This is a genomic window from Burkholderia anthina (assembly GCF_902498995.1).
GTDB lineage: Bacteria > Pseudomonadota > Gammaproteobacteria > Burkholderiales > Burkholderiaceae > Burkholderia > Burkholderia anthina.
In genome coordinates this window covers 97011-120217 of sequence record NZ_CABVLY010000008.1, presented here as the reverse complement: position 1 = coordinate 120217, position 23207 = coordinate 97011, and the positions used below count along the sequence as shown (strand labels likewise).

Annotated in this window: 23 protein-coding genes; 15 read left to right on the top strand and 8 right to left on the bottom strand. The window is 67.5% G+C overall.

What is annotated here, in order from left to right:
- Positions 1 to 314: 314 nt before the first annotated feature.
- Positions 315 to 1004, top strand: a complete 690-nt coding sequence (locus BME24068_RS12885) for a hypothetical protein (RefSeq protein ID WP_174926294.1) — start codon at positions 315 to 317, stop codon at positions 1002 to 1004.
- Between the two features lie 124 nt (positions 1005 to 1128).
- Here BME24068_RS12885 and BME24068_RS12880 read toward each other — a convergent pair whose 3' ends face one another.
- A complete protein-coding gene (locus BME24068_RS12880; protein WP_096499784.1) occupies positions 1129 to 2376 on the bottom strand; it encodes a multidrug effflux MFS transporter in 1248 nt (415 codons plus the stop codon).
- A 372-nt stretch (positions 2377 to 2748) separates the two neighbouring features.
- On the opposite strand from BME24068_RS12880, the gene BME24068_RS12875 reads away from it, so the two are divergent.
- From BME24068_RS12875 to BME24068_RS12865, 3 genes are all read left to right on the top strand, one after another.
- Positions 2749 to 3267: a hypothetical protein gene (locus BME24068_RS12875; protein WP_174926293.1), complete on the top strand. Its 519-nt coding sequence runs from the start codon at positions 2749 to 2751 to the stop codon at positions 3265 to 3267.
- Positions 3268 to 3594: 327 nt separating this feature from the next.
- The gene (locus tag BME24068_RS12870; RefSeq protein ID WP_174926292.1) at positions 3595 to 4455 is read left to right on the top strand and encodes an urea carboxylase-associated family protein; all 861 of its coding nucleotides are present in this window, start codon (positions 3595 to 3597) and stop codon (positions 4453 to 4455) included.
- An 85-nt stretch (positions 4456 to 4540) separates the two neighbouring features.
- Entirely contained in the window at positions 4541 to 5215 is a 675-nt protein-coding gene (locus BME24068_RS12865) for a GntR family transcriptional regulator (protein ID WP_096499790.1), read from the top strand.
- A gap of 67 nt (positions 5216 to 5282) precedes the next feature.
- On the opposite strand, the gene BME24068_RS12860 is transcribed toward BME24068_RS12865, so the two are convergent.
- The 5 genes from BME24068_RS12860 to BME24068_RS12840 all read right to left on the bottom strand — a co-directional run bounded on the left by BME24068_RS12860 (position 5283) and on the right by BME24068_RS12840 (position 10890).
- Complete coding sequence (locus BME24068_RS12860) at positions 5283 to 5681, bottom strand: ectoine synthase (protein ID WP_096499792.1); 399 nt, start codon at positions 5679 to 5681, stop codon at positions 5283 to 5285.
- A 60-nt stretch (positions 5682 to 5741) separates the two neighbouring features.
- Positions 5742 to 7082, bottom strand: coding sequence for an amidase family protein (locus BME24068_RS12855; RefSeq protein ID WP_174926291.1), 1341 nt, complete (start codon positions 7080 to 7082; stop codon positions 5742 to 5744).
- A gap of 23 nt (positions 7083 to 7105) precedes the next feature.
- Entirely contained in the window at positions 7106 to 8608 is a 1503-nt protein-coding gene (locus tag BME24068_RS12850) for an amino acid ABC transporter permease/ATP-binding protein (protein ID WP_174926290.1), read from the bottom strand.
- Positions 8609 to 8685: 77 nt separating this feature from the next.
- Complete coding sequence (locus tag BME24068_RS12845) at positions 8686 to 9528, bottom strand: ABC transporter substrate-binding protein (RefSeq protein WP_174926289.1); 843 nt, start codon at positions 9526 to 9528, stop codon at positions 8686 to 8688.
- A 465-nt stretch (positions 9529 to 9993) separates the two neighbouring features.
- Complete coding sequence (locus tag BME24068_RS12840) at positions 9994 to 10890, bottom strand: glutamate/aspartate ABC transporter substrate-binding protein (RefSeq protein ID WP_096499798.1); 897 nt, start codon at positions 10888 to 10890, stop codon at positions 9994 to 9996.
- Between the two features lie 226 nt (positions 10891 to 11116).
- Between BME24068_RS12840 and BME24068_RS12835 the strand changes: the two genes are divergently transcribed.
- The 5 genes from BME24068_RS12835 to BME24068_RS12815 all read left to right on the top strand — a co-directional run bounded on the left by BME24068_RS12835 (position 11117) and on the right by BME24068_RS12815 (position 17298).
- Positions 11117 to 11329, top strand: a complete 213-nt coding sequence (locus BME24068_RS12835; protein ID WP_143331625.1) for a hypothetical protein — start codon at positions 11117 to 11119, stop codon at positions 11327 to 11329.
- The gene (locus tag BME24068_RS12830; RefSeq protein ID WP_174926288.1) at positions 11326 to 12996 is read left to right on the top strand and encodes a S8 family peptidase; all 1671 of its coding nucleotides are present in this window, start codon (positions 11326 to 11328) and stop codon (positions 12994 to 12996) included. Before BME24068_RS12835 ends, BME24068_RS12830 begins: the two co-directional genes overlap by 4 nt.
- A 360-nt stretch (positions 12997 to 13356) precedes the next feature.
- Positions 13357 to 13677, top strand: coding sequence for a hypothetical protein (locus BME24068_RS12825; RefSeq protein ID WP_174926230.1), 321 nt, complete (start codon positions 13357 to 13359; stop codon positions 13675 to 13677).
- A gap of 47 nt (positions 13678 to 13724) precedes the next feature.
- Complete coding sequence (gene mgtA, locus BME24068_RS12820; RefSeq protein WP_096499806.1) at positions 13725 to 16487, top strand: magnesium-translocating P-type ATPase; 2763 nt, start codon at positions 13725 to 13727, stop codon at positions 16485 to 16487.
- Positions 16488 to 16554: 67 nt separating this feature from the next.
- Complete coding sequence (locus BME24068_RS12815) at positions 16555 to 17298, top strand: transporter (protein ID WP_174926287.1); 744 nt, start codon at positions 16555 to 16557, stop codon at positions 17296 to 17298.
- Positions 17299 to 17375: 77 nt separating this feature from the next.
- Here BME24068_RS12815 and BME24068_RS12810 read toward each other — a convergent pair whose 3' ends face one another.
- Both BME24068_RS12810 and BME24068_RS12805 read right to left on the bottom strand, forming a co-directional pair.
- A complete protein-coding gene (locus BME24068_RS12810) occupies positions 17376 to 17660 on the bottom strand; it encodes a transcriptional regulator (protein WP_096499810.1) in 285 nt (94 codons plus the stop codon).
- A gap of 59 nt (positions 17661 to 17719) precedes the next feature.
- Entirely contained in the window at positions 17720 to 18607 is an 888-nt protein-coding gene (locus tag BME24068_RS12805; protein WP_096499812.1) for a LysR family transcriptional regulator, read from the bottom strand.
- A gap of 93 nt (positions 18608 to 18700) precedes the next feature.
- On the opposite strand from BME24068_RS12805, the gene BME24068_RS12800 reads away from it, so the two are divergent.
- From BME24068_RS12800 to BME24068_RS12775, 6 genes are all read left to right on the top strand, one after another.
- Positions 18701 to 18937: a hypothetical protein gene (locus BME24068_RS12800; protein WP_174926286.1), complete on the top strand. Its 237-nt coding sequence runs from the start codon at positions 18701 to 18703 to the stop codon at positions 18935 to 18937.
- A gap of 195 nt (positions 18938 to 19132) precedes the next feature.
- Positions 19133 to 20212 (top strand): serine hydrolase, encoded by a 1080-nt coding sequence (locus tag BME24068_RS12795; RefSeq protein WP_096499816.1) that lies wholly within the window; start codon positions 19133 to 19135, stop codon positions 20210 to 20212.
- 44 nt (positions 20213 to 20256) lie between these two features.
- Positions 20257 to 20493, top strand: coding sequence for a DUF7661 family protein (locus tag BME24068_RS12790; protein ID WP_174926285.1), 237 nt, complete (start codon positions 20257 to 20259; stop codon positions 20491 to 20493).
- Positions 20494 to 20640: 147 nt separating this feature from the next.
- Positions 20641 to 21096, top strand: coding sequence for a MarR family winged helix-turn-helix transcriptional regulator (locus BME24068_RS12785; RefSeq protein ID WP_174926284.1), 456 nt, complete (start codon positions 20641 to 20643; stop codon positions 21094 to 21096).
- Between the two features lie 70 nt (positions 21097 to 21166).
- The gene (locus tag BME24068_RS12780) at positions 21167 to 21730 is read left to right on the top strand and encodes a cysteine hydrolase family protein (protein WP_174926283.1); all 564 of its coding nucleotides are present in this window, start codon (positions 21167 to 21169) and stop codon (positions 21728 to 21730) included.
- On the top strand, positions 21727 to 23181 hold the full coding sequence (locus tag BME24068_RS12775) for a DHA2 family efflux MFS transporter permease subunit (RefSeq protein ID WP_174926282.1): 1455 nt from the start codon (positions 21727 to 21729) through the stop codon (positions 23179 to 23181). Before BME24068_RS12780 ends, BME24068_RS12775 begins: the two co-directional genes overlap by 4 nt.
- Positions 23182 to 23207 lie beyond the last annotated feature (26 nt).

Genomic DNA, 23207 nt, shown 5'->3' with positions numbered 1-23207 from the left:
CGTGAGCCGGCCGCTTACTGGCCTTTACCAGCCTTACTGGCCGGCTGTGTTCGCCTTCGGCTTTAATCGTCCCGCAGCGTAACCAATTGCGAAGGGAATCGAAAGGTTCCGGCGCCGGGCGGTTGCCGCGTTGTTGCGGTGCGGCGGCGCCGTTCGTGTGAGTAAACAGGGCAAAACGTGTCCGCCGGAAGCGCACCCTGCCCGCGCTCCGCCAGGAAAACAGGCAAGCACCGCCCGGATCCGGGACATAGAATATGAACGGCGCCGCGCCTGCGACGCCCAACGGTTGCCCCTTCCTGCGATTGCCCGCGACCATGAACCTTCGTCATCCGCGCTTCATCCGCCCTGCGCTGGGCACTGTCTGCGCCGCAACCCTCGTCACCGTTGCGGCCTGCAACGGCGACGCGTGCTTCGGCGTGGACGTCTGCTTCAACGACAACACGCAGACCGTCGCGCTGTCCGGCACGGCCGCCACCGGCGGCGCGCTCGCGAGCGCATCGGTGACGGTCAGTTGCGCGCAAGGCTCGGCGACGACGCTGACCGACGGCGGCGGCAACTACCGCGTCGCCGTCAACGCCGCGCTTCCATGCGTGATTACCGTCGCATCGGGCGGCACGAGCCTGCACTCGCTCGCGTATGCGGGGGGCACCTTCAACACGACGCCCGAGACCGAGTTGCTGCTCGTCTATCTCGCCGCGCAGCTCGGCACGAACACGGCCGGGTTGATCGGCAACTTCCAGGGCAATGCGCACTTCCAGCAGGTGATGGGCAACGCGAGCACGGTGCAGGCCGCACAATCGGCGGTGGTGACGAATCTGCAGCAGCGCTATGCGGTCACGCTGTCGACACCGGCGTTCCTGACGACGCCGTTCGTGGTCGGGCAACCGGGCGTCGACGGCGATCTCGACGCGCTGGCGAAGGCCGGCGCAATCGATTCGAACGGGATGCCGGATGCAGCCGCGGTTTCGCTGTTGACTCAGGCGGGCGCGGCGCAGCCGCTATAGGCGGCACTACCGCGAAACAAGGATCGGACGTCAGGCGCCCGCCTCGATCGCCGTGTCGGCGTCGGCCTCCGTATCGGCCGGCAACGCCCATCGCTCGCGATCGCGCCATGCATGCGCGATGCGCTTATGCGGCCTCGCCGCTGCCGCACGCGACGGTCGCGGCCTGCTGCTGCGTCAGGTAGCGCAGCAGCTTCGTCACCATCCACACGACGATGAACGACAGCGCGACGAAGAACACCGCGAGCGGCGTCAGCACCTGGATCGACACGAAGCCGGCGAGGCCCATCATCGCGGACGACACGAGCAGCAGCGCGCAGCCGAGGATCGCGCTGGTCAGCCCCGCGATATGCGGGAACAGCGAGTTGCCCTTGGCCATCAGCGTCGGATACATCGCGCCCGCGCAGAAGCCCATCACGAGCACCGGCGTCGCGAGCGTCCACACGCGCAGGCCGACGATCAGCGCCAGCACGAGCATCGCGACGGCGGCGCCCGCCATCACGCGCGCGCCGATGCGCAGCCGCTGCTCGGCGCTCGGCAGCCCGTGCCCGTGAATCCGGTTTGACAGCCCGCCGAGGAAATACATCAAGCCGATCCCGAGCGCGAGATAGCCGAAGAAGGTCGGCGGCTTGTGCAGCGTCGTCTGCACCATGAACGGCCCGACGATGTTGAACACCAGCAGGATGCTGTAGCACAGCCCCTGCGCGAGGAAGCAGCTCTGGAACACCGGGCTCGCGAGCACCTTGCCCGCGTTCGTCATCAGCGTGCGCGGCTCGAGATGCACCGGCTTCGGCAAGGTTTCGCGGTAGTGCCACAACAGCGCCCACATCACGAGCGAATACACGAGCAGGAACACGAGGCACGCGCGCCAGCCGAACCATTCCTGCAGGTGCGCGCCGATCACCGGCGCGATGATCGGCGCGAGGCCCCACGCGATCGACATGTACGTGAACGCATGCATCAGCGCCTGGCCGGAGAACGAATCGGTGATGATCGCCTTCGCGAGTAGGTTCGTGGTCGCGATCCCGAAGCCCTGCAGGCAGCGCGCCAGCACGAACGTCTCGAGGTTCGGCGCGGCGAGCGACAGCAGGCAGCCGATCGTGTAGATCACGAGCCCGAACGCGAGCACGCGCTTGCGCCCGTACGCATCGGCGATCGGGCCGAAGATCAGTTGGCCGAGCGCATAGGCGGCCATGTAGCCGGACACGCTCGACTGGATCGCCTGCGGCGTCGTCGCGAACGAGCGCGCCATGTCGGGCAGCGCGGGCACGTAGATGTCGATCGCGAGCTGGCCGGCGGAGGCGAACAGGCAGATCAGGAACAGCAGGAAGCGCGGCGAGTTCGATTCGCGCGCGGAAGTGAGCGAGGCGTTCATGACAACCGGGAAGGATTCGGACGGCGGCAACACGCGCCAATTTGTTCGAATCACGAACAGCGGTGCGCGGCGAATCGCATATTGTGCCTGTTGTTGCGCGACGCGACAGGAATCCCATGGCGCGGGCGAGGTTGAATGCCGATTGCGGCACAGCCGGAAACCGGCTAGGCGCCCCGTTTGCGCGGTGCGCAAAGACTCCGCGACTGCAGCGGATCGGTCGCGGCTGCACGGGACAGGTGCTTGCCGCAGGCCTGCGTCGCTTTTAATCCTGACTTAAGCCAGCGCCCGCATATTCATCCATGGCTCCATCCGTGAGCCGCACGATTCGTTCGTTGTTGATTCGATCAGTTTCGTTTGATGGAGATACGATCTATGCGATTCCGTTCGTATATGGCGCTGGGCGCGCTGGCGCTGATGCCCGTGCTCGCCCTGGCCGGACAGGCCGCCACCGCCCCGGCCGCGCAACCGGTGTTCGTCGATGTCGACGGGCACGCCGTGCCCGTGAAAGCCGAAACGCACGTCGTCCGCACGGCGCTCGGCCCGATGAAGGTCAGCTCGTGGAGCTGGCACAGCCCGCATGGCGGCGCGAGCTTCGAGATGCAGACGTCGTCGTCGGGCGGCATGCCGCCGGCGGCCGCGCTGCGGCAGATGCAGGCGGCCCACGCGCAGATGGCCGCGATGCAGCAGCAGATGATGGTGCTGCAGCACGTGGCGCTCGCCAACGCGCTCGCAATGCCGATGCCGCAACCGGTCGGCTTCGCGATGCCGATGTGGGCAATGCCGGAACCGGTCGTCGTGATCGTGCCGGCGCAGCCGCCCACGCGATCGATCGCGCCGGCACCGGCACCGGCGGCGCGACCGACCGCACGCGGGCCGGAAATCAAGGCCTGACGGCAGGCTCCGTCGCGCGAGCGCCCGGGCCGAAAACCGAAACCGCCGGCATGTGCCGGCGGTTTTTTTATTGCCTGTCTCACGCGTGCCCCGCGCCGGCCAACCGGAGCGCTGCCCGCGTCGTCGCGCCGGCCCGCGAGCCCGCCGCCTCCGCCCGCCCTCGGTACTTTCCACCCATTGACACACCTCCCCGCCCTCATCCTATACTCCCCGAAGCGCCAATAAATTGTTGAACAATCCAGCACCGAAATTGACGCCTGACCGGCCACCGCAAAGGGCTTCGGCCGGATTGCCGCATCTGCCAACTTTCCCCGAGAGCACCGCGTCATGTCGAACTATCCAGCCGCGTACCAGGTCACCAAGGGCTCCGTCCTGAACGTCGACAAGGTCTTTTATTCCGCGATTGCCCAGCGCCAGGACGCGCGCGAGCGCATCGCATCGCACATCGTGCCGATTCGCAGCGGCTTCGCGTGGACAGTGCCGGCCGGTCACGTATTCCGGATCGTCACGCTGGAAGGCCCGCAAGTCGCCGATTTCAACATGTGGAACCTGCACAATCCGCGCGAGCGCATGTGGGCATCGCGCACGCGCCAGCTGCAGGCCGCGCACGTGACGACGTTCGACCGGCTCTGGTCGACGCTGCCGTACCTGCGCCCGATGGTCACGATCACCGACGACACGCTCGCCGGCTACAGCGTCGACGGTGACGGCGGCCGCGTGCACGATCTGCTCGGCACGCGCTGCGATCCTTACGTGAACAAGCTGCTGACCGGCGAGGATTTTCATTTCCATTGCCACTCGAACCTCGTGCGCGCGGTCGCGCCGTACGGGCTGACCGAATTCGACGTGCACGACGTGCTCAACGTGTTCCAGTGCACGGGCCTGAACGACGACGACAAATACTTCATGAAGGCCTGCCCCGCGAAGCCCGGCGACTATCTCGAGTTCTTCGCGGAAATCGACGTGCTGTGCGCGATGTCCACCTGCCCGGGCGGCGATCTGTCGGTGCCGATGTGGGGCCCCGACGCGCGCGACCCGATCGACGTGTGCCGGCCGCTCGGCGTCGAGGTGTACCGGCTCGACCCGAGCCTGCTCGAAGGCTGGGCGTCGCCCCCCGTCGCACCGTACCGCGGCATGCACGGCATGCAGCCGCCGCAGGCTGACTGGCAGTCCGGCAAAACGGCTTGACCGGCCCCGCAGCCCGTAGAATGGCGAAACGCCGCCGGCCGGTCACGCCGGCGGCGCACGATCGGGAGAGGAGTGAACGAACGGAATGGCAAGCGAAAAAACGAGAGGACAATCGGTCGCCGACCGGATCAGCCATCAATTGCGCGAGCACATCATCAGCGGCAAGCTGCCGCCGGGCACGGCACTGATCGAGATGGACCTCGCCGCCGAGTACGACACGTCGCGCAACTCGCTTCGCGAAGTCCTGCATCAGCTCGGCCGTGAAGGGCTCGTCACGTTCGTGCGGCACAAGGGCGTCGTCGTGCGCACGCTCAACCGCCAGGACGTGCGAGATCTCTACGTTGCACGCCGCACGCTCGAACTGCATGCGCTGAACACGGCCGAACTCGCGCAGCCAGCACTGCTCGAAAAGATGCAGACCGCCATTCGGGCGGCCGAGCGCGAACTCGCCAAGGAAAACTGGCAGGCCGTCGGCACGCACAGCCTGCGGTTTCACCAGCACATCGTCGCGCTGCAGAAGTCGGCGCTGCTCGACGAATTCTTCCGGACCATCTCGGCGCAGTTGCGCCTCGTCTTCGCCGCCGATCCCGACGAGAAGCGCGTGCAGACGCCCGACTGGATCCAGCGCGAATACCAGATCTACGACCTGCTTACGCAAAACCGCCGCAGCGAAGCCGTCACCACGCTCACGCGCTATCTCGACGACTCCGAGCGCATGCTCGTCGAGGCCACCAGGCGCAGCCATCGCGAGGCGGCCTGAATCCGGACGCCGCGCTGCCGTTGCGCGCCGCACGGCGCGGCACGCAACGGTACGGCATCGCGCATCGTCAGGCTTGCTCCCCCGCCGGCAGCGCATAGCTGCCGTCTTCCCGATGCGTCTCGCGCCCCGTGAGCGGCGGATTGAATACGCACACCAGATGCAGATCGCCGCGCGTCGCGCGCAGGATATGCGGATCGTTGAGGTTCAGCGCGTAGATCGTTCCGGGCGCGATCCGGTGTACGTCGCCGGTCGCCGTATCGACGACTTCCCCTTCTCCCGCCACGCAGTAGTTGGTTTCGAAGTGGTTCTTGTAATGCAGATGCAGTTCCGCGCCTTCCTGCACGCGCGTCTCGTGGACGGAATAGCCGACGCCGTCCTGCTGGACGATCATGCGCTTGCTGTCCCAGCCCGGGCCGCGCGCGTGACGTTCGGTATTGGCGATATCGGCCGATTTTACGACGATCATAAGTACCTCTGAATAGTAACGGTAAAAAATGGCAAGGCGGGCCTTGCCGCGGAAATCGGGTCATGCCGGGTCGGTCAGTGCGCGTTCGACCAGCGCGGCGACATCGAGCAACCGCGCGTCTTTGCCGCGCCGCCCCGTGATCAGCAAGCCGACGGGCTGCCGGTGCCGCAGGTCGCCCGGCACGCTGATGCTCGGCAGATCGAGCCGGTTCGCGAACTCGGTCAGGCGGAATGCACGCGCGTTCTGTGCGAGGTACACGGTTTCGTCCGCCAGATCGGCCGCGCGCGGCGGCAGCATCGGCACCGTCGGCGTCAGCACCGCATCCGCGTCGCCAAGCCCGGTGTGATACGCGTCGGCCAGCGCCGCCAGGCGCAGCAGCGCCGCCGCATAGTCGTGCGCACGCACCTGCTCGCCCGCGGCGATGCGCCGGCCGACGAGCGGATCGTAGCGGTCGGCCGACGTTGCCAGCCGCGCACGATGCAGCATGAACGCTTCCGCCGCGATGATGCCGCCCGCGCGCGCGACCGCACCGGCCTCCGCCACGCAATCGAGCCGCTGGCGCCGGATGCGGGCGCCATGCGCCGAGAGCCGCGACAGCCATGCGTCGAACGCGCGTCCGACGTCCGGGTCCAGGTCATCGGTCGCGAACGGCTCGGGCACGATGAAATCGAGGTCACGCAGGGTCGCGGGCCGCGGCCGTTGCTCGTCGCAGCCGTGCAGCACGGCGTCCGCGCGCCGGCACAGGTCGACCGTCGCGGCCAGCAAGCCCGGTACGTCGAAGCTGGGCGACAGGAACTGCATGCCGTCGGTTGCGTAGCGCCCACGTGACGGCTTGAATCCGGTCACGCCGCAGAGTGCCGCCGGAATGCGCGCGGAACCGCTCGTATCGGAGCCGAGCGACAGATCCGCCGCGCCGAGCGCCACCGACACCGCCGCGCCCGAACTCGATCCGCCTGCCACCCGCTCGCGCCGTGCATCGAGCGGCGTCGCCGGCGTGCCGTAAGCGTGGTTCACGCCGAGCGCGCCGTATGCGAACTCGGTCATCGCCGTCTGCGCGATCAGCACCGCACCGGCGCGACGCAGCGCCGACACCGGTGCGGCGTCGGCGCTCGCCGGCGGCTCTTCCGCCAGCACGCGCGAACCGGCGTGCGTGACCCAGCCTTCGCAATCGAAACAGGCCTTCACCGTCAGCACGGTGCCGGCCAGCGGCGCAGCGGCGGCGCCGCCGCGCAACGACGCATCCCATGCCCGCGCTTCCGCGGCCGCCGCTGCGTCGCGACGCGCGAGCCACGCCGTACCGATGTCGCCGGGATACGCGCCGGCGCGTTCAAGACATGCATGCAGCCGCTCGGCGCACGCGTGCGCGTCCCCGTCGCCCAGCCGGAAAGCCATCGGATCCATTCCCGCTCCCATCCCGTGATTCGTCATGCGAAGTGAACGTGCTTCAGGAAATCCTTCACGCGCGCGTCCGCGCTGCCGCGAATCCGGTCTGGCGGCACGTCGTACAGAATGCGTCCGTTCTCCATGAACACGATCCGGTCGGACACCTTGAACGCGAAATTCATCTCGTGCGTCACGATGATCATCGTCATCCCTTCCCTGGCCAGCGTTTCGACGACCTTCAGCACTTCGCCGACCAGCTCCGGATCGAGCGCCGACGTCGGCTCGTCGAACAGCATGATCGACGGCCGCGTCGCGAGCGCGCGCGCAATCGCGACACGCTGCTGCTGGCCACCCGACAATTGATGCGGATACTTGTTCGCATGCTCGAGCATGCCGACCTTCGACAACAGCGACAACGCCTGCAGCCGGATCGCAGCCGCATCGGCCTGCCGGTGATAGCACGGCGCCATCATCACGTTCTGCAGCGCGGTGCGGTGCGGGAACAGGTTGAAGCTCTGGAACACCATGCCGATATCCAGGATTCGCTCGTTCGACACGCGCGGCGGATGCGCACCGGACGCACGGACGAACGACTCGCCGTACAGGTCGATCTCGCCCGCGTTCACCGGTGCGAGGCCGTTGATGGTGCGGATCAGCGAGGTCTTGCCGGAGCCGGACGGGCCGATGATCGACACGACCTGCCCCGGCGCGACGTCGAGGCGAATGTCCTTCAGCACCTCGTGGCGGCCGTAGCGTTGCTGCAGCCCTTTCAGGCGCAGCGCAAACTCGGCGTTCGCCCGCGGCCTCGGCGCGACGGCGGGCACCGACAGCGGCAGCTCGAGAGCCGCGTGACCGGCCTGCGCTGGCGTGCGGCGACTGACGTCGAGATGCCGCTCGAGATAGCCGAGCAGCCGGCTGAACACCGTGACGATCAGCACGTAATAGAACGCGACGGCCAGCATCGTTTCGAACACGAGGAAGTTCTGCGTATACAACCGCTGTCCGACGAGCAGGATCTCGGCAAGCGAAATCACCGACACCAGCGACGTGAGCTTCACGATCGTGATGAACTCGTTGGCGAGCGCCGGCAGCGCAATGCGGATTGCCTGCGGCATCACGATCAGCCGCTGGATGCCCGTGAAACGGATGCCGAGCGCGCGGCCGGCCTCGAGCTGGCCGCGCGGCACCGACAGGATCCCGCCGCGATGGATTTCCGCGAAATACGCGGTTTCGCTCAGCACCATCGCGATGAGGCCGGCCGTGAACGGATCCGACAGCACCACGCTGGTCGCGGGAAAGACCTGCGGCAGGTTGTAGATGAATACCAGCAGCACGAGCAGCGGCAGGCTGCGGAAAAACCAGATGTACACGGCCGCCGCCCGCTTCAGCAGCGGCTGGTGCGACTGCCTCGCGAGCGCGACCGGAAACCCGAGCACCACCCCGAGCACCCACGCGGCAACACTGAGTTCGACGACCACGACGCACGCGCGCCAGAAATCCTTGTCCCACAACAGCTGAAATGCATAGTGCCAATCGAACTGCATCGAAGACTCCTCAACCCCGGAGGGCGATGCGGCCGCCCTGCGCGGCACGCGGTGGTCGGATCGTGCCTGCTCCGGGCTTACTTCGCGGTACCCAGTGCGCCGGCAACGTCGGCCGGCGTGGGCGCCTGCAGGCCGTATTTCTTCACGAGGCTGCCGTATTCGCCGCTGCGCTTCGCGTCGTTCAGCGCGCCCTCGAGCGCGCCCTGCAGCCCGCTGTCGCCTTTCGTCACGCCGAGGCCGATCACGATCGGATACAGCAGCGTCGTCGAACTGATCTCGACACGCCCGTTCGTCTGCTTCGGAATGCCCTGCGCGACGGCCGCATCCTCGATCTGGACGTCGACCGCTTTCGACATCAGCGCGGACGTCGCTTCCGGCGAGGTCGGGAACTCGAGGATCGCGATCTCTCCGCGTCCGGCTGCCTTGCACGTGTCCTGCGACACCGTGCGCAACTTCGGCGTCCACGAGGCCCCCTTGATCGAGCCGACCCGCTTGCCGCACAGGTCCTGCGGCGTCTTCGGCAGGAACGCGCTGCCCTTCGCGACGAGCAGCGCTGCGCCCGTCTTCAGGTACGGCACGAAATCGACCTGCTTCTCGCGATCGGGCGTCACGTAGAGCGCGGACGCGACGACATCGAAGCGGCGCGCCTTCATTCCCAGGATCAGGTCCGGGAAGCGGGTGTCGAGGAACACCGGCTCGAGCTTCAGGTGGCGCGCCAGCATCCGCGAGAATTCGGCGTCGAAGCCGGCGGGCTTGCCTGCTTCCAGGTACGCGTAGGGCGGATACGTGAGGTCGGAGCCCACCAGCAGCGTGCCGGGCCGCACGGTCTGCAGCGGAGCCGCCGATGCGAGCGAGCATGCGAAGGTCAGCGGCACAAGCGCACCGCGGAGGAAATGCCGAAGCGAAAAACGAGCGGACATGGCGAAGCTCCCGAGTGATTCGGCGCCGCGCTGAAACATCACAACGCCTCCCGCACGCCGCCCTGCGCGGCTTTCCGGGATTTTTCGCCGAAAATTGTTGAACAATTTCGGCCGATTCTGACCAGTTCAAATTGAAATCTGAATTCGGGTTTACACGGCAAACGGCGTCACCGGATGCGAACCGGGCGCGCATGCGCGACCCGCACTTCGATGCGCGGGCGGATCAGGCAAACAAGGGAACGGAATGGCGGAAACGGGGCCCCGGCCGGGGCCCGTCGAGATGCGGCGCGGCCGCAGGGAGATCAGGAAGCGGGTTTCAACATCCCGCGCGAAAGGCGCGGCGGACCTTCATGGCCGCCGGCTGCGCGCTGCGTAGCAGACAGGAGCGGCGGCCCCGCTCGCGGGATTCAGTCGTACCGGCCGGCGCATTCAACGTGCCGGCGATACGCGGGCACGATACCGCGATCAGTACTGCGCCTGATCCGTGGGATTCCTGAACAGCTGCTTCATCTCCGGCGACAGCGGATAGTTCAGGCTCACGCCCTTCGGCGGAATCGGCTGCGTGAACCACTGGTCGTAGAGCTTCTCGGCCGCGCCCGACGTCTGCATCTTCGCGATCACGTCGTCGACCACGCGCTTGAACGCCGGATCGTCCTTGCGCATCATGCACGCGTAGTTTTCGTGAACGAGCGGCGTGCCCGTCACCGTGTAGGCGCCCGGGTTGCGATCCTTCGCGATCTCGCCGTACAGCAGCGGCTCGTCCATCACGAACGCCACCGCGCGCCCGGTCGTGACGTTCATGAACGCTTCGGCGTGGTCCTTCGCGCTGATGATCGTCATGTTCATCCCCTTCTCCTCGTTGAGCTTGCGCAGCAGACGCTCGTCCGACGTGCCGGCCGTCGTCGCGACCGTCTTGCCCGCCAGGTCCGGGAAATCCTTCACGCCCGAATCCTTGCGCGTGCTGAAGCGGATGCCGTACAGAAAGATGCTGTCCGAGAACGCGGCCTGCTTCTGTCGCTCGAGCGTGTTGGTCGTCGACCCGCACTCGAAATCGATCGTGCCGTTCTGCACCAGCGGAATCCGGTTCTGCGACGTGATCGGGATTTCCTTCACCGTGAGGTTCGGCAGCTTCAGATCCGTCCTGATCCGGTCGATGATGCGCGCCGCGATGTCCCGCGAATAGCCGATGTTCTTCTGCTCATTGTCCGAATACGAGAACGGCACCGACGACTCGCGGATCCCCAGCGACACGATGCCCGTGTCCTTGATCTTCTTCAGCGTGCCGGTGAGCGCCTGCGCATGCGCGGTGCCTGCCAGCGCGCAGGTCAACGCGACGGCCAGCCAACGGAAGCGACGATCCATGCTTTTCTCCTGACGAAACGGTGATCGAACCGCGATCGTACGCCCGACAAAATTCGCGTCGCATCAGGGAAAGCGTAAGGAACCTTCCAGCGCGAACGCGCGCAGGCGGCCCTTTTTCCGTGCCGCGCAAACGCGTGTCCGTCGCGCATGCGCCGCGCGTCGCGCCCGGCCGGCCGTATTCGCTCGCGCCCCGCCGTCCCGGCAGCCGATGCCGGATGCCGCACGCATGCTGCATCGCAGCAACGTAATCGTTTGCGCCCGTTTGTTTTTTTCTGCCGAAACCCACTCAAGAAGCCGCCGTGGCAGCCGTTACCCATTGCATGGCGCGTCGCAGCAACCTGCTTCGATCGTCAGACAAAAACCACAAGGTCCGGCCTTCACCGGATCGAGCGTTACCGCCGGCACGACGGTTATCTACGAGGATCGAGTTTCACCATGAGAGCCAAACGTTTCAATTCCGCGCTGGTCCGCTCCACTCATACGCGCGTACTCGCCGGCATGCTGTCCGCCGCCGTACTCGTTCCCCTCGCCGGTTGCGGCGGCGGCGGTGGCGACGGCAGCAATCCGTCGTCTTCCAATGCCGCACCGGCGCCCGCGCCTAGCCCAACCCCGAACCCCAGCCCCAGCCCAAGCCCGACGACACCGCCCGCCACCAGCGGCAGCAACGCGTGCGCGACGCAGCAGGCCGCCGTGCAGATGGCAGCCCAGACCGCCGCACCAGCCGAGCCGCCGGTCGATCACCTGATCGTCAAACTGAAGACGCTGACGGCCGCCCGCGCGATGGCGGCCGTCGACACCGGCACGCGGCTCGACGCCGTGATCCAGCGTTCGATGACGCGCTGGAACGCGCCGACGGCGAGCGGCGCCGCACGCGCCTATGCCGCCGCGACGACGTCGCAGGCGCCGCTCGACGTCCAGGTCGAGCGAACCCTGTCGAATGGCGCGGCCGTGCTGTCGATCGGCCAGCGCATCGCGGCCGGCGATGCCGCGGCGCTCGCGCAGGCGTTCGCCGCCGACAGCGACGTCGACTACGCGGAACCGGATCACCCGATGCAGATCCGCGACACGCCGAGCGATCCCAACTACGGCCAGCAGTGGAACCTGTTCGATCCGACCGCCGGCATCGACGTGCCGACCGCATGGACGCGCACCAAGGGCTCGCCGACCGTCGTCACGGCCGTGCTCGACACCGGCTACCGGCCGCACCCCGACCTCGTCGGCAACCTGCTGCCCGGCTACAACTTCATCTCGAACGTCAACACCGGCAATAACGGCCAGACCCGCAGCGGCGACGCAACCGATCCGGGCGACTGGGTCACGCAGCAGGAACTCGACGACGCGAGCGGCCCGTACTATCACTGCGCGAGCGAACCGAGCACCAGCAGCTGGCACGGCACGCGCGTGATGGGCGTGATCGGCGCGACGGCCAACAACGGCATCGGCATCGCCGGTATGTCGTGGCTCGGCCGGATCCTGCCGGTGCGCGTGCTCGGCAAGTGCGGCGGCGTGACGAGCGACATCGCCGACGCGATGCGCTGGGCGGCCGGCATTCCGGTCAACGGCGTCCCGGCGAACCCGACGCCCGCGAAGATCATCAACCTGAGCCTCGGCGGCGTCGGCGCATGCAGCGCGACGTTCCAGCAGGCGATCGACGACGTGAACGCGAAGGGCGTGACCGTCGTGGTCGCCGCCGGCAACGACGGCCTGTCGACCGGGCTCGACCAGCCCGCGAACTGCCGCGGCGTGATCAGCGTCGGTGCGACCGATGCAACCGGCCGGCGTGCATCGTTCAGCAACTTCGGCACCGACGTCGCACTGAGCGCACCGGGCGTCAACATCGTGTCGACGGCCAACGGCGGCACGACGACGCCGGGCGCGGACACGTACGGCACCGCGAGCGGCACGAGCTTCGCGACGCCGCAGGTGGCCGGCGCCGCCGCGCTGATGCTGTCGGTGAACGGCAACCTCACGCCCGCGCAGATCCAGCAGAAGCTGCAAGGCGGCGCGCGCGCCGCGATACTGCCGACGAGCACGTCGTGCACGGCACTGCCGGCCGGCTCCGGCATTCTCGACGCAGGCGCGGCCATCACGGCATCGTCGCAGTAACGCGTCGCTGCCTCGCCCCGACCGCGCGCATGCGTGCCTCGCATGCGCGCGGTTTTGCTTGCTCACCGTCAGAAAATCGTCGCGTTAACGTTCTGCAAGAGTTCTGCAAGAAATGCCGGAAAAAAGGGCATAAAAAGGGTTGACGCTTCGCATGACGACCCATTACCATCGCCCCCGTCTAATTACATGGAGTGTTCTGTGAACACCGATGCGAGTTGTAGTTGGTCCTCGACCAACTTGACTGCTGCCTGAGGAAACCGCGCAGAGCCTCGTCTTCTGCCGCATCCCGGGAAGCAGGATGCGGCGCCCTTCCGGCCTGACCGGCCAGAATCCCCGCCCGTATTTTTTCGATATTGCCGAATGCCCGCGCTGCGCAACCGTGCGTCATGCGCATGTGCGTTCGTGCTGCGCGCAGCGCGAGCTGCGTGCGTTTTCCGTTCGCGTGCCGTCCGGCCGCGCACCCTCGTGCGTGCGCAGCCGCCGATCGCCCGTGCCGACTATCCGCAACCGACAGGAGTGCAGATGAACTCAGACGACAGTAGTCGATTACCGCTCGCCGGTGCGACGCTGCGCATCGTCCATCCGATCGCATTCCGTGCGCCGGCGAGCGTTCCTCCCTTCACCGATCCACAGCCGATCGCGCCTGACGCGACGCGGCGGGAAGCGCTCGTGCGTCGATAACGTCACGGTCGCTCCCCGCCCGCCGCCTCGTGCGCAAGGAGCGACTCATGACACAACGCAATACATCGCAAAAGAACCAGCGCGGCTTCATCAACGCAGGCGCCGGCCAGCAGAACGCACCGCACATCATGCGCGCCGCGCAGGAAGCGGCCCGCCCGCTCGAGGAAACCTTCAAGTCGCTGCGCACCAGTTCGCGCGGCCTCACCTACGACCAGGCCGCCGACCGGCTGCAGCACTACGGTCCGAACGAAATCGCGCACGACAAGCCGCCGCACTGGACGCGCCAGTTGCTGCACGCGTTCCACAATCCGTTCGTCTACGTGCTGCTGGTGCTGGCCGCGATCAGCTTCTTCACCGACGTCTACTTCGCGGCGCCCGACGATCGCGACTACGTCGGCATGACGATCCTGCTGTCGATGGTCACGATCAGCGCGCTGCTGCGCTTCGTGCAGGAATTCCGTTCGCTGCGCGCGGCCGAGAAGCTCAAGGCGATGGTCCGCACCACGGCCACCGTGCAGCGCGCGGTGACCGACACGTCCGAGCCCGCACGCCGCGAAGTGCCGATGCGCGAAGTGGTGACCGGCGACATCGTGCACCTGTCGGCCGGCGACATGATCCCCGCCGACGTGCGCCTGCTCGCGTCGCGCGACCTGTTCATCAGCCAGGCGGTGCTGACCGGCGAAGCGCTGCCGGTCGAGAAGTACGACACGCTCGGCGCGGTCGCCGGCAAGTCCGCGAACACGGACACGGGCGGCGCGGCCAACGATGCGCCGGGGTCGCTGCTCGACCTCGAGAACGTGTGCTTCATGGGCACCAACGTCGTCAGCGGCACCGCGACGGCCGTCGTCGTCGCGACCGGCGAGGACACCTACTTCGGTTCGCTCGCCCGCAACGTCGTGAGCCACAAGCGCATCGAGACGAGCTTCGATCGCGGCGTCGCGAGCGTGAGCTGGCTGCTGATCAAGTTCATGTTCGTGATGGTGCCGATCGTGTTCATGATCAACGGCCTGACCAAGGGCGACTGGCTAAGCGCGCTCACGTTCGCGCTCGCGGTGGCCGTCGGCCTCACGCCCGAAATGCTGCCGATGATCGTCAGCGCGAACCTCGCGCGCGGCGCGATCGCGATGGCGCGCCGCAAGGTCGTCGTGAAGCGGCTGAACTCGGTGCAGAACTTCGGCGCGATGGACGTGCTGTGCACCGACAAGACCGGCACGCTCACGCAGGACAAGATCATCCTCGAACACCATCTCGACCTGTCCGGTCACAAGAACGAGGACATCCTGCGGCTCGGCTGGCTGAACAGCTTCCACCAGAGCGGCCAGAAGAACCTGATCGACATCGCGGTCGTCGCACGCGCCGACGAGATCGGCGAGCGCGTGAAGCCGCAGGGCTACCGGAAGATCGACGAGCTGCCGTTCGATTTCGTGCGCCGGCGGCTGTCGGTCGTCGTCGAGGATGCTCACGGCACGCACATGCTGATCTGCAAGGGCGCGGTCGAGGAAATGCTCGCGGTGTCGACCCACGTGCAGGACGAGGACGGCGTGCGCCCGCTCGATTACGTGGCGCGCAAGCGGCTGCTCGAACAGGCCAATGCCTACAACGAGGACGGCTTCCGCGTGCTGGTGCTCGCGACGCGCATGATCCCGCGCGGCGACGAACGCGAACAGTACCGCACCGCCGACGAGCGCGACCTCGTCGTGCGCGGCTTCCTGACTTTCCTCGATCCGCCGAAGGAATCGGCCGCGCCGGCGCTCGCCGCGCTGCGCGAGAACGGCGTCGCCGTGAAGGTGCTGACGGGCGACAACCCGACCGTGACGATCAAGGTCTGCCGGCAAGTCGGCCTCAAGCCGGGCAAGCCGGTGCTCGGCGCGGAAATCGACGCGCTCGACGATGCGACGCTCGCACAGGTCGTCGAACGCACGACCGTGTTCGCGAAGCTCACGCCGCTGCAGAAGGCGCGCATCGTCAAGGCGCTGCAGGCGAACGGCCACACCGTCGGCTTCCTCGGCGACGGCATCAACGACGCGCCCGCGCTGCGCGATGCCGACGTCGGCATCTCGGTCGACAGCGGCGCCGACATCGCGAAGGAAACCGCCGACATCATCCTGCTCGAAAAGAGCCTGATGGTGCTGGAAGAAGGCGTGATCAAGGGCCGCGAGACGTTCGGCAACATCCTGAAGTACCTGAACATGACCGCCAGCTCGAACTTCGGCAACGTGTTCTCGGTGCTCGTCGCCAGTGCGTTCCTGCCGTGGGAGCCGATGCTCGCGACCCAGCTGCTCGTGCTGAACCTGATCTACGACACGTCGCAGATGCTGCTGCCGTGGGACAGGATGGATCCCGAGTTCCTGAAGAAGCCGCGCAAGTGGGAAGCCGGCAACATCAGCCGCTTCATGCTGTGGGTCGGGCCGACCTCGTCGGTGTTCGACATCACGACGTACGTGCTGATGTGGACGGTGTTCGGCGCGGGCGCGATGTATCACCTGCACGGCGGTTCGGGCGGCCAGATCGTGATGAACTCGGGCTGGTTCATCGAGAGCCTCGTGTCGCAGACGCTCGTCGTACACCTGCTGCGCACGCAGAAGATCCCGTTCCTGCAGAGCACGGCCGCGCTGCCGGTGCTGCTGTCGACGTTCACCGCGATCGCGATCGGCTGCTGGCTGCCGTTCTCGCCGTTCGCGGATTCGCTCGGCTTCATGCACCTGCCGGGCACCTACTGGCTGTGGCTCGCGGCAACGATGGTCGGCTACATCCTGCTCGCGCAGATCGTGAAGACGATCTACGTGCGCCGCTACAAGCAGTGGTTCTGATTCCCCTCCGACGATGGCGTGCCGGCCCTACCGGGCCGGCCGCCCACGACGCACGACAGGTGACATGATGAAAAGAATGCTCCCGCTCGCGGCCGCGAGCGCCCTGCTCGCACCGCTGAACGCCTACGCGGCCCATCCGCTCGTCAGCGACGACACGGGCACGCAGGGCGACGCGAACTGGCAGTTCGAGCTCAATGCCGAGGAAACCTCGAAACAGGACGAGAACGGCCGCCATCAATACTGGAACGCGACGCTCACGCGCGGATTCGGCGAACGCGTCGATCTCTACGTGAACGCGCCCTATACGCATCTGCAGACGCGCACCGACGACAACGGCACCGGGATCGGCGATGTCGAGATCGGCATGAAATGGCGCTTCGTCGAGCGCGGGCCGCTGTCGCTCGCGCTGAAACCGCAACTGACGATGCCCACCGGCGACGACGGTCGCGGGCTCGGCACGGGCCGCGTCGGCACCGGCGCGACGCTGCTCGCGCAGGCCGACGTCGGGCGCGTGTCGCTGCTCGCGAATGCGGGCCTGGCTTACCAGCCGAACCGCCAGGGCGACCTGCGCTCGGCCTGGGCCGTGTCGGCCGCGGCGCTCTTCAAGGCGACCGACACGCTGCAGCTCGTGGCCGACATCGGCATGTCGCGCAATACGGAACGCACGGCCGCCGCGAACCCGGCGTTCGTGATCGCCGGGGCGATCTATTCGCCAAAGAGCTGGCTCGATCTCGACGTCGGCTACCGGCACGGATTGAACGACCAGACCTATCGTCACTCGATCATGGGCGGGGTAACGGCGCGATGGTGATGCGCGGCGATGGGTGATGATGCGCCGACGCCGCATGTCGAACCGCACTCCGCAGGGCCGCTTTCGAGCGGCCTTTCTTATTTCGCGTCGTTCGCCCCGAACAGTTGCGCGCACACCGCACGCCCTTCGCCGGTCAACGCGGCACTGCCGGTGCCGTCTTCGTTCAGCGTCGTCGCGCTGAGGCCCGCGGCATCGAGCTGCGTCAGCACGCGGCGCAGCGTGCTCATCGGCAACTGCGTGCGCTTCGCGATCTTCGGCAGCGACCACGTTTTACCGGCCGGATCGGCCGCGGCCTCGTTCAAGGTCGCGAGCGTCGCGACGAGTGCGGGATCGAGCGGGGAGTCGTCGGATTCTGAGGTCATCGGTTCGGGTTCGTGAGCCGGCGCAAGGCCGGCGTTCGGGAAAGACGCCATCGCGGACACTATACGCGCGCTTGCGCGCCCTTGATCGCGCTGCGCATGAACGACACGAAGCGCGTGGTGACAGGATCGTCGCGACCGGACAACCATGCAAGCCCGACGCGCCACTTCGCATCCCGGCCGTCGAGCGGCAGCACGGCCGCGTCGCGCAGCAGGTATTGCGCATGCGACGGAATGAACGCGACACCGACGCCGGCCGCGACCGACGTCAGCACCGACTGCACATCCTCCGCCTGCTGCGTCACATGCGGCACGAAGCGCCGCTCGACGCACCATCGGTCGATCTGTGCGGCAAGCCCGGGGCCGCGCGCACGCTGCAGCGCGATGAAGCCGATCTCGTTGAGCACGTCGAGCTCGGCCGGCACGCGCTTGAAACCAAGATGCGGCGGCACCGCGAGCGCGAGCGCCTCGTCGATCACCTTGAACGACGACAGCCCTTCATCGGACGGCAGCCGCAGGAAACCGGCATCGAGCTTGCCCGCGCGCAGCCGGCGCGTCTGCTCGGACGACGACAGGTCGCTCAGCGTGACGGCAATGCCCGGATTGCGGCGACGGAATTCCGCGACGAGCTTCGGCACGAGCGTCAGCACCGACAGACAGATGCCGAGCCGCAGATGCCCGCGCTGCCCGCTGGTCGCTTCCCTCGCCCGCGCAAGGATCTCGTCGGCATCGCGTACGAGCGCCTGCGCGTCGGGCAGGAAGCGTTCGCCGAACGGCGTCAGCTCCGCGCCATGCCGCCCGCGCTCGAACAGCTTGCCGCCAAGGCTCGCTTCGAGTGCGCCGATCTGCTTGCTCAGCGCCGGCTGGCTCATGTGCAGCGTATCGGCCGCGCGGCTGAAATGACTGAGCTCGGTGACCGTCAGGAACGTGCGCAGCAGTTTCAGTTCCATTCTTCAAAGGAATCGTAACGATCAAAACATTCATTTTACTGATCGAACGGCGTGACGTTCAATACGGACATCCCCCTCCCGGAATTCACTGCCATGTGCATCGATCACGCGTCCGAGTGCCTGTCCGACATGTCGTGCGACACGATCGTCGCCGACGAATGCGTTGCCGTGCCCGAAACACCGACGCCCGCGCGCCGTGCCGCGCGCGCCGACGGACGCAGCCGCCGCCCGCGCTTCGGCGATGCGCTGAACGACACACCGCCGCGCCCGCTGACGGGATCGATCGCGATCAGTTTCGCGGTCGTATCGCGACGAAACTGGCCGCGCTGAGCGGCGGCGCAGCACGCCCTCGGCCGACCGCGCGCGTCCGATCCTCAGCAAAAACCGCAGGAATCCAGCCATATCACGCGCGATTTCATCCGCATCCATCGTCATCGCCGCGCGATCGACCTTATAATTTCCCGCACCCGCTGACCGCCCACGCATTTCGCGCCGCCGCAACGCGCGTGAAAAGGAGACTTTCGCTTGACCGGCCTCATCGCGCGCCTGCCTCGCGCCCGGACGACCCTCATCATCGCCCTCTCGTTCCTGACACTCGCGTTCGCGGCGAACGCGTCCGCGCAGCGCGCGCAACCGAATCGCACCGCGTCACCCCATGCGCATGCGCAAGTCGTCAAGAAAAAACCCGCCCACCGCAAGCACAAGACCGTCAAGCATCGCCGCCCGCGCGCGAAGCATCATGCGGTCAAGCATCACGCCGCACCCGCGCCGCAACACCGGCGCGCGAAGCGCACGAGCGCGGTTCGTGCGCGCCCGGCCGCAAAACCGAACCTGCTCGCGAGTTGCGGCTACAGTCCACGCGCGGTGCGCTCGCTGCACTCACGCGCAGCCTACGTGCTCGACGTCGACTCCGGCACACCGCTGCTGGCGCGCAACGCACGCACCGTGCGGCCGATCGCATCGATCTCGAAGCTGATGACCGCCGTCGTCGCGCGCGACGCCGATCGTCCGTTGAACGGCGTGCTGCGCGTCACCGCACGCGACCGCGACACGATCAAGTTCACGGGTTCCCGGTTGCCGATCGGCGCCGAACTGTCGCGCCGCGAGATGTTCCATATCGCGCTGATGTCGTCGGAAAACCGCGCGGCGGCCGCGCTGAGCCGCGACTATCCGGGCGGACGCGCCGCGTTCGTGAAGGCGATGAACCGCGAAGCGCGCCGGCTCGGAATGCGCCATACGCACTTCCGCGAGCCGACCGGCCTGTCGCCGCACAACGTGTCGACGGCCGAGGATCTCGCGCGACTCGTCGGCGCCGCCGCACAGGATCCGCTGATCCGCTATTTTTCGACGGACACGTCGACGACCGTGCGGCCCGGCGACGGCGAACTGCTGTACGTGAATTCCGACCCGCTCGTCCGCTACGGCCGCCTGCCGATCCGGCTGCAGAAAACCGGCTTCATCAACGAATCGGGGCACGGCGTCGTGATGCGCATGCGCGTGAAGGGCCGCCGCGAAACGATCGTGCTGCTCGGCGCGCCGACGCGCGCCGGCGTGTCGAGCGATGCGCTGAAGATTCATCGCTGGCTGACCTGCTCGATCCGGTAAAGCCGCGCACGCAGCCGGCGCATTCGTCACGAAGGAGCGCTACGATGCGGCACGAGTACCGTTTCAACGCGTTCGGACGCCGGCTCGCCGTGGTGCGTGCGAACGACCGCTGGGCCGTGTTCGATCTCGGCGCCGAGGGCAAGCGGCGGCCGGCCAACCTGCGGAGTCCGTCCGCGATTACCGCGGACGAGCTCGCGCAATATCTCGGCGATCTGCTGCACGAGAACGCGTCGCCGCGCGACAACGACGTCGTGCCGATCGCGCCGCCGCGCCCCGCATAGCGCCCCGCCGTTCGCCACCGGCAGCCCGCCAATCCGCGGCGATACGCGGCGATACGCGGTTCCGCCCGCCCGATCGCCGACGCATCGCGCATCGCGATCCACCTTTCAATTCGACAGTTAAACTTGCAAGTTTAACTGTCGTGTTCTATGATCCGCCGCATGAACCCTCCCCGCACGTCCGGCGTTTCCGCCGAAGCCGTCGCCGCCGATCTGACCCTCGCGGTCGGCCAGCTCATTCGCCGGCTGCGCTCCGAGATCGAGTCCGAAGGGCTCGGCATGTCGCAGACGAGCGCGCTCGCGCGACTCGAGCGACAGGGCCCGATGACGACCGCCGATCTCGCCCGCGCCGAAGCAATGAAGCCGCAGTCGATGAAGGCGATTCTCGCGAGCCTCGAGGAAGACGGGCTCGTCGAACGCGAGCCGCATCCCACCGACGGCCGCCAGATCCTGTTCCTGCTGACCGCGGCCGGCGTCGCGGCGCGGCGCAAGCGCGATACCGCGAAGCACAAGTGGCTCGGCGCCGCGATCGAGAAGCTCGCCCCCGAAGACATCCGTACGCTCGCCGCCGCGATCCCGCTGATCCGGCGCATCGGCGAGCAGTAATTCCCGCCGGCGTGCGGCGCGGCATCCGCGTGCACGCTTTCCTTCGCCCCATTCACGGAGCATCCGTCTCATGAGCACAACCCGTCTCGACACGAACACGGCGCTCGTCGTCATCGACCTGCAAAAAGGCATCGTGACGCTGCCGACCTCCCATCCGGTCGCCCCGGTGATCGAACGCACGCGCACGTTGCTCGACGCATTCCGCCGCCGCGGCCTGCCGGTCGTACTCGTCAACGTCGCCGGCGGCGCACCGGGCCGCACGCAGCAACCGCCGCGCAAGGACCCGTTCCCGGCCGACTGGGCCGACCTGATCCCCGAACTGGACCGCCAGCCCGGCGACCACGTCGTCACGAAGAAAACCTGGGGCGCGTTTACCGGCACCGATCTCGACGCGCACCTGAAGGCGGCCGGCGTCACGCAGATCGTGCTGACCGGGATCGCGACCAGCATCGGCGTCGAATCGACCGCGCGCCAGGCGCACGAACTCGGCTACAACGTGACGCTCGCCGTCGACGCGATGACCGACCTGAACGCGGATGCGCACACGAACAGCGTCGAACGCCTGTTCCCGCGCCTCGGCGAAACGGGCTCGACGCAAGACATCCTCGCGCTGCTCGACCAGCGCGGCGCGTGAGCCACCCGCGCGCGCAGCCGTCGCCGGGCCGCGCGACCGGCCGGTTCGCCCCGTCGATCTGGAAGGTCAGCGCGGTCGCGACGCTCGGTTCGCTGCTGTCGCAGCTCGACGCGACGATCGTCAACGTGTCGTTGTCGAGCCTCGCGACCGACCTGCACGCGAGCCTGTCGACGATCCAGTGGGTCACGAGCGGCTACCTGCTCGCGCTCACGCTGGTGTTGCCGCTGAACGGCTGGCTGGTCGATCGCATCGGCGCGAAAGCGTTGTACCTGTGGTGTTTCTCCGCGTTCACGCTGACGTCGGCGCTGTGCGGGCTCGCGTGGTCGGCGCCGTCGCTGATCGCGTTTCGCGTGCTGCAAGGCGTCAGCGGCGGGCTCCTCGCGCCGATGGCGCAGATGATGATCGCGCGCGTGGCCGGCCAGCAGATGGCGCGCGTGATCGGCTATGCGGCGGTGCCCGTCCTGATCGCGCCGATCCTGGGCCCCGTCGTCGCCGGTGCGATTCTGCAGCACACGTCGTGGCGCTGGCTCTTTCTCGTGAATCTGCCCGTCGGCGCGCTGGCGCTCGCACTGGCCGTGTGGTTCCTGCCCGGCGACCGCGAGGAAACGCAACGGCGAGCGCTCGACTGGGTCGGCCTTGCGCTGCTGTCGCCGGCGCTCGTGCTGTTCCTGTACGGCGCCGAGCGGATCGACGCCGCACTCGGCATCGCGGCGATCGCATGCTCGGCGCTGCTGCTCGCGGCGTTCCTGCGCGTCGAACGGCGCAAGGGCGAGCACGCGCTGATCGATCTCGCGCTGTTTCGCTCGCGCGTGTTCGGCGCGGCGGCCGGCACGCAGTTTCTGTCGAACGGCACGATCTACGCGGGCCAGATGCTGATTCCGGTGTTCCTGATCGACGCATGCGGCCGCTCGCCCGGCGAGATGGGGTGGCTGCTGGCACCGCTCGGGCTCGGGATGCTCGTCACCTATCCGTCGATGGGCGCGCTGACGAGCCGGTTCGGCGTGCGCCGGCTCGCCGCCGCCGGCGCGATGCTTGCGCTCTTCGCCACGCTGCCGTTCATGTATCTCGCGCTGACCGGCTACGATCCTTACGTGCTCGTGCCCGCGCTGTTTCTGCGCGGGATGGGCCAGAGCGCGATCGGCGCGCCGTCGATTTCCGCCGCGTATGCGTCGGTCGACCGGCGCAACCTGCCGATGGCGACGACGTCGCTCAATATCGTCCAGCGGCTCGGCGGCCCGACGTTCACGACGATATGCACGCTGTTTCTCGCGTGGCGGCTGCACGTGGAATCGGTGTCGGCCGGCGGCACGCCTGGCGCCGCGTACGCGTGGGCGTTCGGCCTGCTTTGCGCGCTGCATGCGGCGAGCTTCGTCACGACGCTCCGGTTGCCGCTGTGGTCGAGCGGCGCAGGCGGAGCGCGTACAAGCCACGCGCGGGCCGGTTCGCGCTGAGCGGCGGGGCTGCGCGTTGCGCGCGC

Bases quoted from the DNA above. Each gene is read 5' to 3' on its own strand.
- BME24068_RS12885 (WP_174926294.1), top strand. From the start codon at position 315: ATGAACCTTCGTCATCCGCGCTTCATCCGCCCTGCGCTGGGCACTGTC.
- BME24068_RS12825 (WP_174926230.1), top strand. From the start codon at position 13,357: ATGCCCGCGCTGCGCAACCGTGCGTCATGCGCATGTGCGTTCGTGCTG.
- BME24068_RS12875 (WP_174926293.1), top strand. From the start codon at position 2,749: ATGCGATTCCGTTCGTATATGGCGCTGGGCGCGCTGGCGCTGATGCCC.
- BME24068_RS12845 (WP_174926289.1), bottom strand. From the start codon at position 9,528: ATGTCCGCTCGTTTTTCGCTTCGGCATTTCCTCCGCGGTGCGCTTGTG.
- BME24068_RS12835 (WP_143331625.1), top strand. From the start codon at position 11,117: ATGCTGCATCGCAGCAACGTAATCGTTTGCGCCCGTTTGTTTTTTTCT.
- BME24068_RS12840 (WP_096499798.1), bottom strand. From the start codon at position 10,890: ATGGATCGTCGCTTCCGTTGGCTGGCCGTCGCGTTGACCTGCGCGCTG.
- BME24068_RS12800 (WP_174926286.1), top strand. From the start codon at position 18,701: ATGTGCATCGATCACGCGTCCGAGTGCCTGTCCGACATGTCGTGCGAC.
- BME24068_RS12880 (WP_096499784.1), bottom strand. From the start codon at position 2,376: ATGAACGCCTCGCTCACTTCCGCGCGCGAATCGAACTCGCCGCGCTTC.
- BME24068_RS12865 (WP_096499790.1), top strand. From the start codon at position 4,541: ATGGCAAGCGAAAAAACGAGAGGACAATCGGTCGCCGACCGGATCAGC.
- BME24068_RS12785 (WP_174926284.1), top strand. From the start codon at position 20,641: ATGATCCGCCGCATGAACCCTCCCCGCACGTCCGGCGTTTCCGCCGAA.
- BME24068_RS12810 (WP_096499810.1), bottom strand. From the start codon at position 17,660: ATGACCTCAGAATCCGACGACTCCCCGCTCGATCCCGCACTCGTCGCG.
- BME24068_RS12790 (WP_174926285.1), top strand. From the start codon at position 20,257: ATGCGGCACGAGTACCGTTTCAACGCGTTCGGACGCCGGCTCGCCGTG.
- BME24068_RS12805 (WP_096499812.1), bottom strand. From the start codon at position 18,607: ATGGAACTGAAACTGCTGCGCACGTTCCTGACGGTCACCGAGCTCAGT.
- BME24068_RS12830 (WP_174926288.1), top strand. From the start codon at position 11,326: ATGAGAGCCAAACGTTTCAATTCCGCGCTGGTCCGCTCCACTCATACG.
- mgtA (WP_096499806.1), top strand. From the start codon at position 13,725: ATGACACAACGCAATACATCGCAAAAGAACCAGCGCGGCTTCATCAAC.
- BME24068_RS12855 (WP_174926291.1), bottom strand. From the start codon at position 7,082: ATGGATCCGATGGCTTTCCGGCTGGGCGACGGGGACGCGCACGCGTGC.
- BME24068_RS12870 (WP_174926292.1), top strand. From the start codon at position 3,595: ATGTCGAACTATCCAGCCGCGTACCAGGTCACCAAGGGCTCCGTCCTG.
- BME24068_RS12860 (WP_096499792.1), bottom strand. From the start codon at position 5,681: ATGATCGTCGTAAAATCGGCCGATATCGCCAATACCGAACGTCACGCG.
- BME24068_RS12780 (WP_174926283.1), top strand. From the start codon at position 21,167: ATGAGCACAACCCGTCTCGACACGAACACGGCGCTCGTCGTCATCGAC.
- BME24068_RS12815 (WP_174926287.1), top strand. From the start codon at position 16,555: ATGAAAAGAATGCTCCCGCTCGCGGCCGCGAGCGCCCTGCTCGCACCG.
- BME24068_RS12850 (WP_174926290.1), bottom strand. From the start codon at position 8,608: ATGCAGTTCGATTGGCACTATGCATTTCAGCTGTTGTGGGACAAGGAT.